General features: G+C 58.1%; 11 protein-coding genes and 1 pseudogene. 2 read left to right on the top strand and 10 right to left on the bottom strand.

Features of this window, described 5'->3' with window-relative positions:
• Positions 1-37 precede the first annotated feature (37 nt).
• Positions 38-1,333 carry a heterodisulfide reductase-related iron-sulfur binding cluster gene (locus tag T370_RS0115220; protein WP_029436226.1) on the top strand — a complete coding sequence of 432 codons (1,296 nt, stop codon included), beginning with the start codon at positions 38-40 and terminating at the stop codon, positions 1,331-1,333.
• Positions 1,334-1,514: 181 nt separating this feature from the next.
• Here the strand turns inward: T370_RS0115220 and T370_RS0115215 are convergent, their stop codons facing one another.
• The 5 genes from T370_RS0115215 to T370_RS0115190 all read right to left on the bottom strand — a co-directional run bounded on the left by T370_RS0115215 (position 1,515) and on the right by T370_RS0115190 (position 7,896).
• Positions 1,515-2,978: a sigma-54 interaction domain-containing protein gene (locus T370_RS0115215; protein ID WP_029436225.1), complete on the bottom strand. Its 1,464-nt coding sequence runs from the start codon at positions 2,976-2,978 to the stop codon at positions 1,515-1,517.
• Between the two features lie 465 nt (positions 2,979-3,443).
• Complete coding sequence (locus tag T370_RS0115210) at positions 3,444-4,064, bottom strand: DUF4125 family protein (RefSeq protein WP_029436224.1); 621 nt, start codon at positions 4,062-4,064, stop codon at positions 3,444-3,446.
• A complete protein-coding gene (locus tag T370_RS0115205; protein ID WP_029436223.1) occupies positions 4,057-4,833 on the bottom strand; it encodes a tetratricopeptide repeat protein in 777 nt (258 codons plus the stop codon). The genes T370_RS0115210 and T370_RS0115205 overlap by 8 nt, the downstream gene beginning before the upstream one ends.
• 218 nt (positions 4,834-5,051) lie before the next feature.
• On the bottom strand, positions 5,052-5,276 hold the full coding sequence (locus T370_RS0115200; RefSeq protein ID WP_016360781.1) for a hypothetical protein: 225 nt from the start codon (positions 5,274-5,276) through the stop codon (positions 5,052-5,054).
• Positions 5,277-5,487: 211 nt separating this feature from the next.
• Positions 5,488-7,896, bottom strand: coding sequence for a glycyl radical protein (locus T370_RS0115190; protein WP_029436222.1), 2,409 nt, complete (start codon positions 7,894-7,896; stop codon positions 5,488-5,490).
• 541 nt (positions 7,897-8,437) lie between these two features.
• On the opposite strand from T370_RS0115190, the gene T370_RS0115185 reads away from it, so the two are divergent.
• Entirely contained in the window at positions 8,438-9,328 is an 891-nt protein-coding gene (locus tag T370_RS0115185; RefSeq protein ID WP_029436221.1) for a glycyl-radical enzyme activating protein, read from the top strand.
• A 190-nt stretch (positions 9,329-9,518) separates the two neighbouring features.
• On the opposite strand, the gene T370_RS0115180 is transcribed toward T370_RS0115185, so the two are convergent.
• The 5 genes and pseudogenes from T370_RS0115180 to T370_RS0115160 form a co-directional block, all read right to left on the bottom strand.
• A complete protein-coding gene (locus T370_RS0115180) occupies positions 9,519-10,169 on the bottom strand; it encodes a bifunctional adenosylcobinamide kinase/adenosylcobinamide-phosphate guanylyltransferase (protein WP_029436220.1) in 651 nt (216 codons plus the stop codon).
• Positions 10,170-10,343: 174 nt separating this feature from the next.
• Positions 10,344-11,087 carry an adenosylcobinamide-GDP ribazoletransferase gene (cobS, locus tag T370_RS0115175; protein ID WP_029436219.1) on the bottom strand — a complete coding sequence of 248 codons (744 nt, stop codon included), beginning with the start codon at positions 11,085-11,087 and terminating at the stop codon, positions 10,344-10,346.
• Complete coding sequence (cobT, locus tag T370_RS0115170) at positions 11,084-12,118, bottom strand: nicotinate-nucleotide--dimethylbenzimidazole phosphoribosyltransferase (RefSeq protein ID WP_029436218.1); 1,035 nt, start codon at positions 12,116-12,118, stop codon at positions 11,084-11,086. Before cobT ends, cobS begins: the two co-directional genes overlap by 4 nt.
• A 71-nt stretch (positions 12,119-12,189) precedes the next feature.
• Positions 12,190-12,333, bottom strand: a complete 144-nt coding sequence (locus T370_RS25165; RefSeq protein WP_156034446.1) for a hypothetical protein — start codon at positions 12,331-12,333, stop codon at positions 12,190-12,192.
• Positions 12,334-12,549: 216 nt separating this feature from the next.
• Positions 12,550-12,978, bottom strand: a pseudogene (locus tag T370_RS0115160) (cobyric acid synthase); the annotation flags it as partial.

Raw genomic sequence — 12,978 nt, 5'->3', positions numbered from 1 at the left:
GACAGGTTTTGACTTTTTATTCGGGAAGGAATGGTCCATGGATGAGCTTACCCAACTTGCCAATGCCCTGATGGCTCTGGACGACAAACTGGCGGCCTGCATGAAGTGCGGGTTCTGTCAGGCGTTTTGTCCCATGTATATGACGACGCGTATCGAGGGCGACCTCACCCGCGGGAAGATCGCTCTTGTCGAAAACCTTGCCCATCGTATCATCGAAGACCCCGAGGCCGTGAACGAAAAGCTGTCGCGGTGCCTCCTCTGCGGCTCGTGCCAGGCAAACTGCCCCTCGGGCGTGAAAACGACCGACATTTTCCTTGAGGCGCGGGCCATCGTGGCGACCTATCTGGGGCTCTCGGGCATCAAGAAGGCCGCATTCCGGATGCTGCTCCCCAATCCGCGGCTGTTCGGCACGCTGCTGCGCTTGAGCGCGCCGTTCCAGAACCTCATCCTCAAGGACGAGGCCAAGCCGCAAAACACGGTTTGCGCACCGCTGTTGAAGCCCATGCTCGGCGACCGCCACATGCCCAAGCTGGCGGCAAAGCCTCTGCACAGCACGGTCGGCAACGTGAATACGCCCATGGGCAAAAGCCGCATCAAAGTGGCTTTCTTCCCCGGCTGCCTTGGGGACAAGATCTACACCAACGTCTCCGAAGCCTGCCTTAAGGTCTTTGACTACCATGAGATCGGCGTTTTCCTGTCCGACAACTACGCCTGTTGCGGTATGCCCGCGCTGGCTTCCGGCGATCGGCAGGGATTCGAAAAGATGGTCATGCACAACGTGGATATTCTAAAGGATCAGAACTACGACTACATCGTCACGCCGTGTTCGTCGTGTACGGTTGCCATCCGCGAGTTCTGGGCGCAGTTCTCCGACAACCTCCCGCCGCGTTACCGCGACGCGATCAACGCGTTGGCGCCCAAGGCCATCGACATCAATGCGCTGCTCGTTGACGTGTTGCACGTCAGCCCCAAGACGCAGGCCAAGGGGCAGACGAAGGTGACGTATCACGAATCCTGCCACCTCCAGAAGTCCCTCGGCGTGAGCAAGCAGCCCCGCGATCTCATCCGTATGAATCCGGGCTATAACCTTGTGGAAATGGCCGAAGCCAACCGTTGCTGCGGTTGCGGCGGTTCGTTCACGCTGACCCACTACGACCTGTCTCTCAAGATGGGCCAGAGAAAGCGCGACAACGTGATCGCCAGCGGCGCGGAAGTTGTGGCGACGGGATGCCCGGCCTGCATGATGCAGCTTTCCGATATGCTGGCCCGGAACAACGATCCTGTTCAGGTCAAGCACACCATTGAGATCTATGCGGAGTCCCTGCCGCTTTAAAAAGTTCTGATCCGCCTTCTCAGCGACGGCGGAACGGGAACGCCCTGTGTTGGTTGCACAGACGGCAACGGGAACGGTTCATTATGGACCGTTCCCGTTTTCGTTATAAAATGTCCCTCGGCCCTGTAGGCAGGGAAATACCATGTAAACTTTGACGGCTGTTTGGGGCTACAGTGTTTTCCTAGAGGTTTCCCTCGTTTTTGCCGGACGGGGAAAGCAGGTTGAAATCATGCATCTTTTTGTACAGCTTGTTTCGGGAAATACCAAGAACGCGGGCAGTCAGCGTCTTGTTGTACTTCGTGCTGGATAACGCGAGCAGAAGCGCCTTACGCTCGGCCTGAGCTCCGACTTCGTCCAGATTCAGGTTGTCGGGACACAGTTCCTTTTCCTTGATTTCGGGCTGTTCGGTAAGTAGCTCCCGGAAAAACCGCTCGGGGAGGTGGCGCGTGGACAGGACCTTCTCGTCCTCTTCCAGATTGAACAGGGCGTACGTGATCACGTTTTTCAGCTCGCGGATGTTGCCATGCCAAGGGTACAGGCCGAAAGCGCGGTACAGCTCATTGGAAATCTGAATTTCTCTGCCCCGTTTTGCCCCTGCGTGCAGCTCGATGAAGTGGCGGGCCAGTAGAGGGATGTCCCCTACCCGATCCCGCAGCGGCGGAATAGTCAATTCCAGAATATTCAGCCGATGATAGAGGTCTTCCCGGAAGGAACCCCTTTCTACGCTTTCCTTTAGATCTTTGTTGGTTGCAGCGATCAGCCTGAAATCCGAATGCAGCTGTCCCCGATGGGCCAATTTTTGGATTTCGCCGCTTTCCAAAACGCGTAGAAGCTTTGCCTGCATACTCAGAGGCAGCTCGCCTATTTCATCAAGAAAAATGGTTCCCCTATTGGCCAGTTCAAATTTTCCTTTGATGCCGCTCGATTTCGCTCCAGTGAACGCCCCACCTTCATAGCCGAACAGTTCCGCTTCCATGAGATCATGGGGCAACGCCGCGCAATTGACGGTCACAAAAGGCTTGTCTGCCCGCGAACTGGCTGAATGCAGGGCCTGTGCCACCAACTCCTTCCCTGTCCCGCTTTCTCCGAGGACAAGAATGGGCTCGTTGCCTCTGGCAAAAATCTTCCCTTTCTTTTTCAAGGCCATGATGGCATTGCTGCTGCCGATGATGCTTTCGAAGGTATACAGGCTGCCCGGCTTTTTACGGACCTTTTGCTCGAAATAGTTGCTCTTTTCTTCAAGATCATGAATCGTGTCCAGAAATTTCTGCATCCGTTCAGGGCCGATGCTGGGGGAAATGCTTTCGATGATGACGCCGTAAAGTTTCCCCTTGTCATCCAGCAACGGGTAGCGGAAAGAAATCCCCTGCGCGTCGGTGGTGGTCAGGCTGGAACAGAACGTCGGCTTCCGTGTGCGGATAGTGGTCATGACGCCCTGTTCGGCGGTAAGGAAAAAGTCGGTAACATGTTTGCCCCTGATATCCGAAGGCAAATTAAACATGCTCAGAAACGCCTGGTTGCAATAGAGGAACTCACCCGTTGCAGACATAACGGCAATTCCTGTGTGCAGAAGCTCAAAAACATCGGCGTACGCGCTTTCGGCAAGCGATTCCAGAGCGGATGACGAATTGGGCCTGTTACGCATAGTGGATATCCTGGGTTGCGGATGTCATTTTGTTTGACCTATTGCCATATTACCAGACAGTTTTGTAATGGGAAATACTTGTTATCAGGGATACATCTTGTTAATAACTTTTAGGATTGACGAGTAGGCACGCTTTCGCGCGGCTTCCATCGGAGATGAAAGCTCAATGGACGATTGCATAACCGTGAAGTGAGATAGAGAGGCTCGGTACGGAGCAATCGCGGAACGGACGAAAGAGGATGCCCTTCGCAGGGGTTCCGTTTTCCCGTTTGGAGCCAAAGCATATGCCAATCCATAGAAATAGAGATAGCAGATCGCACATACGCCAGCCAAGTACATACCTGGCTGGCGTTGCTGGTAATGGAACCTCAATGGATGCCGTATGGGGCGGGGAAGCATCGGCTATGCCGAGGCATTATGTTGAGAGCAAGCGTCCGGGCGTCAACCGGAAGGGGGCAATTCCGGTTATTCGTGGGTACTGAAATACTGTTCCGCGTCTTCCAGACTCGCGAAGCCATACTGCCGGACCTGATTCAACAGGTTCTCCTCCGCCTCGTTTTCTCCCCTTTCGGCACGTTTCATAGTGGCGGAGTGGTACAGGGAAATGGTGCGGGGCGAGCAGGTTTGCAGTTCGGCCCGCGTATAGGTTTCCACGGAAGGCAGGCCGGCCCTGTCTTCCTGCGTCCGGACCGGACGGCTGCGGTCTCCCAGGTGGGGATATTTTTGATCCAGCGCCGTTTTCCACTGGACATGGCAGGCCACGATGTCCTCGATCTGCCGTGCAGCGGCAGGATCGAGCGGAGGGAGTGATTTTTCTATAGCCGGGTATTCATCGGGAAAGGTCGTTTTCATCATGCGCGCGTATTTTTCGGTCATGAGGTTCCGGCCCTGATTTTGGGCAGCCCTGAGATCGGCCAGGCAGCTTTCAAGCAGTTCCTCGCCCCAGGCGGAGTACTGGCTGATGCGCATGATCCGGAACGTGGCCAAGTCCATCTGGCAGGCGGCCTTTCCTCCTTCGTTGTTCACCCCGGCAAACATGGGCCATTCGATCTGCACGATTGCATCAATGAGTTCATCTTTATTCATCGGTTGGCTCCTTGGCGAGCATGTTCCGGCATTCATTCAGTTTTTCGCGAAAAGCCGCGATGCCTTCAGCGTTTTTTCCCACGCCGAGACGGTCGAACTGTTCAAGCGAACTGGCCAAGAGCGTTTCCGCCTCCTTCCAGTTCCCCAGTTCCGCTTCGGCCATGCCGATGTGGCCAAGCGAGGCCGCCGTCGTCTCATGTTCGCCCAGAACCTGCATCTTGATGTCTGCGGCCCTACGGTGGAAATCCGTGCCTTCCCGTTTTTCGCCGCAGACATTCCGCAGTTTCCCCAGTGCGTCCAGACAGGCGGCCGCCTGAAGCGAGACATGCCCATAAATCTTTTCCCATGCCTGTAAAGCCTGCAGTGTCAGCTCCTCGGCTTCGGCCAGCCGCCCGAACTGATAGGCTCCGGATGAAAGGAAAAAAGCCGCCGTAGCCGCTTGATCCGCATCCTGCCCGTAGAGTTTCACAAGGTTTTTGAGAGCACCGCGTCCGATTTCCATGCCGGACTCCAGATCGCCGAGGGCAATCAGCGTGCGGGAGAGCAGAACCATCGTCCGCGTCGTGAGCGGATCTTCCATGCCCAGCGAGGCGATCAACAGCTCCCAGCTTTCCCGTAGCTGCAAGCTCGCCGCCGCGTAGGATTCATGGAGAAAGAGGCAGGTGCCGAGGCCGAAAAGGGCGACGCCGCGCTCCGCCGCTGTGAGCTGCTCCATACGGCAAAGTTCTTCATAGATTTTCCCGGCTTCTTCCGGGTTCCCTTGACTCATCAGGGCTTCCGCCCTTTGTATCAGTTGCGTTGTATTCATGGGTTGGGTGGGGGACGGATGGAATGCCGCGTTCGTCCTGCGCGGTGTAAAAGGTATGCGCTTGACCGCGCAACTCGAAAAAATCCCGAACAGCCACCAAAAGAAGAGGGCGACGGCGGATCTGTCTCCGCGTCGCCCGGGGGTGGACAAGGCTCTTCAGAGGAAACCGTTGTCGGCGCTTATGACAGGGAGCAGGCTTTCTCTTCGGAACAAGCGCCATCGGATTCCGGCGCGGGGCTGGCCTTCTGCAATTCCGAACTGACCGCAGGCATATTGTGCTCGTCCACGGCAATCGTGTATTTCAGGCCGTACGAATCGATTACGTCTTCGTTGACGACGAAGGGTATGCCTTCAACTTCGATTTCCTGTTCCTCATCGGGATCTTCACGTTCGTCGAGGCTCACACGGAGCTCCATGTGGCTCTTTCAGCCGCCGCCCACTTTGGTTTCTCGAATGCGGAACACGGCGTCTTCGTTGTCTTCTTCCACCAACAGTTCCTTAAACTTGGCGATAACTTCGGGTGCTATCGTAATTTCCAGCATGCATTTCATCCTTGTGCTACAGTTGGGAAGGGGCCGCCGGCAATCTGGCGGCTCCCCTCCATCGGGATAGGAATCAGACGTTCTGGTATTCCGTACGCTTGATGATTTCGTCCTGCACACCCTTGTACAGGCGGGTGAAGTAGGAGGAGAACCCGGCGACGCGGACCACGAGGTTCTTGTAGTTCTGCGGGTGCTCTTGTGCGTCGCACAGGGTTTCGGAGGATACGCAGTTGAACTGGATGTGGCCGCCTCCGAGGTCGAAGTAGGTCTTGATCAGGTTCAGCAGCATGCGGGTGCCGCTCGGGCCTTCCAGAGCCGAAGGCAGGAACTTCATGTTCATGTGGTTGCAGTTGTTGCGCACGGTGTCGATGGCCTGCGCGGCGGACTTGATCAGCGCCGTACTGCCGTTGACATCGGTGCCCGGCATGGCGGAAACGCTTGCATCGGTCAGTGCCACACCCTTCTGGCGACCGTTGGGGAGCGCGCCGGTCATGGGGGCGAAGTAGTTGTGGTAGGACAGGGAGAAGGGGTCCATGTGGGCTTCGTAGCCGAAGTAGTCCGGGCCGTGCGAGCGGTAGATGCGCTCCACGTCGCGGAAGAAGCGGCGGGTGAGCTGGTCCACATCCTCGATGTCGTTGCCGTGCTTGGGTGCTCCGAAGCACAGCTTCTGAATGTCTTCGTAGCCTTCGAAGTTGGCGGCCAACGCCTTCTTCAGCTGTTCCCATGTCAGCTGCTTGGTGTCGTAGATCAGGTGCTTGATGGCATACAGCGAGTTGGCCGCGTCGATGCCGGTAGAGGTGATGCACAGGGATTGTGAGTACTTGGGACCGCCAGCCTCTTCGCAGAGCCCCGACTCGATGCAGCCGTCAAGCAGACAGGAACGGAAGATGTTGGGGACGATCTGTTCGCGCGTACTGTTGCCGAGGTCGCTGATCTTGCGCTGGGCGTCGTAGGCATGGTCCATGTGCCGGAGCAGGGCGTCATAGAGTTCCTCGAAGGTAGCGCACTCCTCGGCGGGCTTCACATTGGGGAAAACCTGTTTGCGGGTGTGAGGGTCGTACCCGTCGTACATGGCGAATTCCACCAACTTGGCCAGGTTGGGCTGGCCTTCGAAGGTCACGTAGGAGCCCTTGCCCTGTATGCCTGTGCCCACGCAGCCGAAGATGACCGGAAGCGTGCGCGCCTCGTCCAGCGTGATGCCGCGGGAAGCGAAACGGACCAGCGAGCGGGCCACGGCGGCGTTCATGTTCATGAACTGGGGCTGCCCGGAGCCGGAGCGGACGACTTCAGCGGCCTTTTCTAGGTAGGACGGCTTCATCTTCGGCGTGTAGAACAGAGCCAGCGTGGGCTGGATATTGTTCATGGCGATTTGGGTATCCATGAGCAGTTCTTCCAGATCGTTGGAGGCATCGTCGCCGTCGGCGGTATAGCCGCCCAGTGAAATGGTCTGCCCCGTATGCCCGGAAAAAGCCTTGGCGTAGGCATCGCCCTGGTACACGGCGATTTCGAGATGCTTGACCCACTGGCACTTCAGCAGGGTGAGCACCTGCTCCTTCGTGAGCGTCCCCTCATCCAGATCCTTCTTGTAGAACGGATACATATACTGGCCGTAACGGCCCAAGGAGTGGCCGCAGCCGCACTGTTCGATCTGGATGCAGCAGTGCGTAAACCAGAAGGACTGCAGGGCTTCACGGAAGTTGCGGGCCGGGAACTCGGGAACCCGACGGCAGACTTCGGCGATTTCCATGAGTTCCGCCTGCTTCTTAGGATTGGTTTCGGCTTTGGCGGTTTCCTCTGCGAGATCCGCGTAGCGGTGGGCGTAGGCTATGACCGCGTTGAGGGCGATCTTGCAGGCCCGGTAGAATTCGATCTTGGTCCAGTTGGTAGCGTGCTTGGGGAGGGCCCTGTACGCGGCTTCGACCTCTTCGAGGATCCCTCGGATCCCCTTGGTGAGCATGGCCGGATAGTCGGCCACGCCGGAACCCGTGGAGTTGTCGTTCACCGGATAGATCCAGCCGCACTTTACGAGCAGTTCCGCGTTGCCGCCGTACAGCTCCTTGTAGAGCTTGTTGGCGCGGTCGTACGTGGTCTTGCCCTTCCACGTTTTATAGACCTTTTTCAGGATTTCCTTGGTTTCGTCGGAGAAGCGCACTTCGCCGAGAGAGGACAGGGCCAGCTTTTCCGAATCAAGGTCGTCCTTGACCCAGTTGCACTGCCATTCCGGGTAGGCGTAGATCATGGCCCGGCCGCCAGCCAGGCTGCCTACGATGGGGTTGCCGTCAAGATAGATTTTCTTGTTGTTCAGCACCTTTTCAAACAGCTTGGCGCGGGTGATGAAAACGCTCTCGCCCTTGCACTCGTCGTAGGTCTCAACCAGAAACTTCAGGCGTTCCGGGTCCATGTTCTGCGACGTATCAAGCAGGGCCGCCTTCTGATCCTGAATGCGTTGCTCCAGATCGCTCCAATCAATTGAGTATCCCATATAACGTCTCCTTTTCTTTTTTGCTTTTCATTATGTGCCTTGAATTTGGCGTATCTTGGCTTTGGTAGATGCAAATTGTTTGCCATATCCAGAAAGGAGAGGGTTTAGAGGAAAGTTGTTTTATTTTAATAAAGTTATAAAAATCACAATATAGATGTTTCCCATCGTGGGCGCCACTGTACCGGGTTGCTGTCCATGTCGATACAATCTGTACCCAATCTGGTACGCTTTGCGTTTATTATTGTTATACGGACGCCTCCAGTTTTACCTTTCGCCAGCCAAGCTGGCATGATCCGTTGCGGTAGGAAAATGTGTCGCATTGGAGCGTAGACGACCATTTTTTGAGTCAGGAGCGACTGAAAGCTGTTTTATATTGTTATTATAATATGTTGTATGCACTTCCCGTGAAGGGGTATGCGGACGGCTGGGAGGGGCTTTCCGATTCACCCGGAGCAGGCATCAAAAATGCAAAAGGACAAGTATAAGGGCAAACGGTTCCTGCATACAGATATGCCTACCCCGCAATAAGGAGACGAAGGAAATGGACGGCATCGTGTACAACATCCAGAGGATGTCCACCAAGGATGGCCCCGGTCTGCGGACTACGGTCTTTCTCAAAGGCTGCCCGCTGCACTGTCCGTGGTGCAGCAACCCCGAATCCCAGAATTTCAAGCCGCAGCTCATGTTTTTTTCCAATCTATGCGTGGGGTGCGGCGTTTGCGAACGGGTTTGCCCGAACGGTGCCGTGGTCAAGATCGGCGATGTGTACAACCGGGATCGTTCGATCTGCACGGATTGCGGCCTCTGCGTGGAAAGCTGCCCCTCCAAGGCGCGGGAAATGTCCGGAAAACGTATGACCGTGGAAGAAGTCATGCGCGTCGTGGACAGCGACAGCTTGTTTTATGACAATTCCGGCGGCGGCGTGACCTTTGGCGGCGGCGAGCCCACAGCGGCGGGAGCGTTTCTGTTGGGGTTGCTCGACGCGTCCATACGCCGGGGCTACCACATCTGTCTGGATACCTGTGGTGTTTGCGAACCCGAGCGCTTCAGGAAGATCATGAATCAAGTCGAGCTGTTCCTCTTCGACTGTAAACATATGGATCCGGATGAACATAAACGTTTGACCGGGCTCGACAATGTGCTCATCCTCCAGAATCTGCATGCTCTCTTTGAGGCAAAGAAGGCGTTACACATCCGCGTGCCCCTTATGCCCGGCATCAATGATACGGAAAAGAACATCGCGCAGATGGCCGCGTTTCTTCATAAGCACGGGCACAACGAGGTCGACGTGCTGCCGTGTCATACGTTCGGGCACAGCAAGTACGCCGCCTTGAACCTTGCCGATCCGGTCATGGTTCCCTACCAGCCGGAGGAACTCGCCGCTGCGCTGGAGCGTTTTGCCAAATACGACCTTAAGGTCACTATAGTGTGAGTCTTTCCGGGAGATTCCCGCGCCTGAACTTGCGGCAAGGAGGATGCCTTGTACCGGTGGACTGAAGGGCGCGGGGAATCACATAACCTGTCTCCTCACTCGGTGGGGTTCCGCTTGTAGAGGGAAGGTGGGGGCTGAGCGTTCGTTCCCGTGGCCGTCGGACTGTTGCGATATGGGCGCTGGCCATTTTTTATTCTGCCAGCACCAACGAGCATCCGGCGACGACGAGAAAGACCTTCCGGGCGCTGGCTGCGATGAGCTGGTTGGCAAGACCGAGGCCGTCGCAGTAATTACGGCTGATCCGGTCGGAGGCGATGCCGCCGAGCCCGGTTTCTCCTGATACCAGAATCCATCGGCAGTTTGAGCGTTCCATCAGGGCGAGCAGCGCGTTTACTTCCGTGCGTACGGCGGTTTCGAAGGCCGTCAGATCCTCCGGTTCCGGCAGGGCGAACAGTATGTTCGACACCCACAGCGTTACGCAGTCGATCAGGATTGTCGGCCTTTCCTGGGCGGCTTCCCCGGCATCCTTGGGAGAGCTGCCCACGCCGGATTCTGGAGGTTGCTCCGGAGAAACGGAGGCAGCGGCTTCGAGAAAAAAGGCCGGGAACATGACGGAGATCCGCTTCGCAAGATGCAGAGGGCACTCCAATGTGCTCCAGTGCGGCGGGCGGCGGTCCCGGTGCCGCCGGATCCTTTCATGCATAGACGGATCGTCGGGTCTGGCTTCGGCCGTGGCGACGTAGAGCACGGGGCCGCCCGTCCGTAGCGCCTGCGCTTCCGCCCGTGCACTTTTACCGCTTCGCGTACCGCCGAGATAGAGCGTCAACTCCGTTTTTTCCATCATCTTTTTCCTTTCCGACGCCGAGAATGGGAAGCTGTCGGCGGAATGTGTTTCAAGCCCTGCTTCAGAAAACGGACGTTGATATCCAGAGTACTGGATTATCGATGCTCTCAGAAGCAGGGCTCCAACCCGTTGGTTGAACGGAACCAGTTGGAAAGCCGCCTTCCGTGTGCCTTACCGCAGGCAGCAGGCAACCAGAACGGCACTCTCCGTCAGCTCGATGAGGCAGCCGAAAACGTCGCCGGTGACACCGCCCAGCCGTTTTTGGGCGGCGGACAACAACAGCCAAGCCACGAGCAGAGCGGCGATGAGTGCGGTGAACCCGCGCCCGCCATTGAGTGCGCAGATGCCGAGGCCGATGCCTAAAGCGAGCATGTCATGCCGTCTGGTCACGCCATTATGCAGCGCCGCGCCAAGGCCCCCCGGTCGGGCTGAGGGGATGTGCATCGCCGGAAAGACCATGCTTCGCGCCAGTGCTCCGGCCATGCAGCAGGCTCCCGCAAGGGTGAGGAGGCCGCTCCAGCTTCCGTCGAACGACGCCGCCAGTGTGCACAGTGCCGTGGCCTTGAGCGCTAGCACGAAGAACAGTGCGGCTCCGCCGAAGGTGCCAAGTCGGGAGTCCTTCATGATTTCCAGCCGCCGTTCCGGAGGGGCTTCCACGAGGAGGCCGTCGCCGCAGTCCGCCACGCCGTCGAGATGCAACCCGCCGGTTATGAAGACCCAGACGAGGCACCCGATGACCCCGCCGAGCTGGGCGGGCAGGAGCAGGGTCGCTAGGGCCACAGCCAGCGCCGCGAGCAGCCCGACGATAAGTCCAATGGCAGGCAGCCACACGATCACGCCCTGGAATGTAGGGGGCAGCGGGGCGGAGCCGACGGGCAGCCGGGTGAAGAAGCCGAGGGCGGCGCGGAACTTCATCGGTTGATATCCAGTTCTTTGAGCGTTCGCATTTCGGTGAGAATACGCACGGAAGCATCAATAAGAGGGTAGAGGAGCACCGCGCCCGTGCCTTCGCCGAGACGCAGCCCCAGATCCAAGTAAGTGGGGATATTGAGGTGATTCATGAGGATGCGGTGGCCCGGTTCAAAGGACGAATGCGAACCCACAAGCATGTCGCGCACGCCGGGCCGGATGCCGATGGCAATGGCCGCAGCTGCTCCGGCGATGAAGCCGTCCACCACCACGGGGATGCGCAGTGACGCGCCACCGAGCATCAAGCCCGCCATCGCGCCGAGCTCAGGCCCGCCGACTTTGGCCAGTACGTCCACCGCGTCTGCGGGATTGGGGCGGTTGCGTTCAATGCCCTGCCGGATGAGTTCGGCCTTATGCCGGACACGTTCGGATGGGATGCCGGAGCCGATGCCCGTGACCCCTTCAACTGGTGCTCCGGTCAGCACAGCGGCAACCGCAGAGGAAGGCGAGGTGTTGCCGATGCCCATTTCTCCGGCGGACAACAGGGTGACACCTTTTTTCGCTTCTTCATGGGCCATGTCGATGCCCACCTGCACGCAGGCCAGCGCTTCTTCTCGAGTCATGGCGGGGCCTTCACTGAAGTCGCGTGCCGCGTGGACGACCTTGCGCCGGACAAGCCCCTCGGCACCGCCGACATCGCCCTTTATGCCCACATCCACTACGGTAAGGCTAGCCCCAGCATTGCGGCAGAAGGCGTTGATCGTACCTCCGCCCTTGAGGAAGTTGCGGACCTGAATTTCGGTCACTTCCTGCCCGGTGGCGCTCACGCCCTTGAGGGTGATGTCGTGGTCGGCGGCGAACAGAACCACGGATTTTTTGGGGAAGGATGGGCGTGTCCGCCCGGTTATCCCGGCAAGGCGGATGGCGAGTTCCTCAAGCTTGCCGAGGCTTCCGGGGACTTTCGCAAGGCTGTCGAGCCGTTCTTTCACGGCCTGCGCGGCCTGTTCCGAATAGGCGGGAATCGTCAGGTTGTTCATCATGCCTTCCTTTGTGTTTGAGGTTTTCTCCGGCGGCAGACGCTACCGCTTTCCCAAGAGGCTGCCGGGGGTTAGCCCTGCAGCAGTGCCAGGCCTATGCCGATCATGCCGATGTTGAAGGCTTCAAAAAGAGTAAAGACGACCCCGTGCCAGACCAAGACGTATGGCGAGAAAAATGTGTCCGTGAAGGTGCCGTGGTTCCGTCCCCTAGCCATAGATGATTGACGATCCGCCCGCCGTATGCGGCGAGGCCGCCGGGTTTCCCCTGCGCTCCGGCCGAGAACATCCGCGTGTTGGGGGTGCGCCGGAGTAGGGGAGCGAGACGGGTGGACAGTGCCCCTTCAGGCAGACGGGATGGATCCTATTCTGCGGTTCCCCGAACAGGCAGTCCATTGGGAGCGCGGCAGGCAGTAGTGCGAGTCCGGAGGGGTTCATTTCAGCCCCATGCTTCGATAAATCGTTTCCATGTCCGAATTGGCACGGACAACGTCCGCCAGTCTGTCCAGAGCTTTTTCCAGATCGTAGCTCGCAAGGCAGCGCCTTTGTGGTGTCAGGCCCAGATCGGTGCGCACATGGTCGATCCACGTCCGGCGGAAAGTATCGTCGTCAAAGACGCCGTGCAGGTAGGTGGCCCATCGCCGCCCCGAGACATAGCCGCAGATGCGCTCCGCTTCGGAAGGATAGGCGCGGTCGGCCCGCAGGAACAGCGGCAGGGCCGAAGGGCCATGATCGGTGAGGCCGTGGTGGATTTCATAGCCGCCGGAGGGCACGCCGAGCGGGGTTTCAGCGCGGGCCACGCGCACGAGCGTCTTGTCGGCTGCGAAGGTCGAGCGCAGATCCATAAGCCCGAGCCCCGGCAC

Origin of the sequence: Bilophila wadsworthia ATCC 49260, from assembly GCF_000701705.1 — a bacterium.
GTDB classification, from domain to species: Bacteria; Desulfobacterota; Desulfovibrionia; order Desulfovibrionales; family Desulfovibrionaceae; genus Bilophila; species Bilophila wadsworthia.
Note: the sequence above shows the minus strand (reverse complement) of the source record. Positions and strands in the feature narration are given on the sequence as shown.

What these genes read in the sequence shown, in the direction of transcription:
- T370_RS0115220 (WP_029436226.1), top strand. Translation starts at nt 38, where the DNA reads ATGGATGAGCTTACCCAACTTGCCAATGCCCTGATGGCTCTGGACGAC.
- T370_RS0115215 (WP_029436225.1), bottom strand. Translation starts at nt 2,978, where the DNA reads ATGCGTAACAGGCCCAATTCGTCATCCGCTCTGGAATCGCTTGCCGAA.
- T370_RS0115210 (WP_029436224.1), bottom strand. Translation starts at nt 4,064, where the DNA reads ATGAATAAAGATGAACTCATTGATGCAATCGTGCAGATCGAATGGCCC.
- T370_RS0115205 (WP_029436223.1), bottom strand. Translation starts at nt 4,833, where the DNA reads ATGAGTCAAGGGAACCCGGAAGAAGCCGGGAAAATCTATGAAGAACTT.
- T370_RS0115190 (WP_029436222.1), bottom strand. Translation starts at nt 7,896, where the DNA reads ATGGGATACTCAATTGATTGGAGCGATCTGGAGCAACGCATTCAGGAT.
- T370_RS0115185 (WP_029436221.1), top strand. Translation starts at nt 8,438, where the DNA reads ATGGACGGCATCGTGTACAACATCCAGAGGATGTCCACCAAGGATGGC.
- T370_RS0115180 (WP_029436220.1), bottom strand. Translation starts at nt 10,169, where the DNA reads ATGGAAAAAACGGAGTTGACGCTCTATCTCGGCGGTACGCGAAGCGGT.
- cobS (WP_029436219.1), bottom strand. Translation starts at nt 11,087, where the DNA reads ATGAAGTTCCGCGCCGCCCTCGGCTTCTTCACCCGGCTGCCCGTCGGC.
- cobT (WP_029436218.1), bottom strand. Translation starts at nt 12,118, where the DNA reads ATGAACAACCTGACGATTCCCGCCTATTCGGAACAGGCCGCGCAGGCC.
- T370_RS25165 (WP_156034446.1), bottom strand. Translation starts at nt 12,333, where the DNA reads ATGGCTAGGGGACGGAACCACGGCACCTTCACGGACACATTTTTCTCG.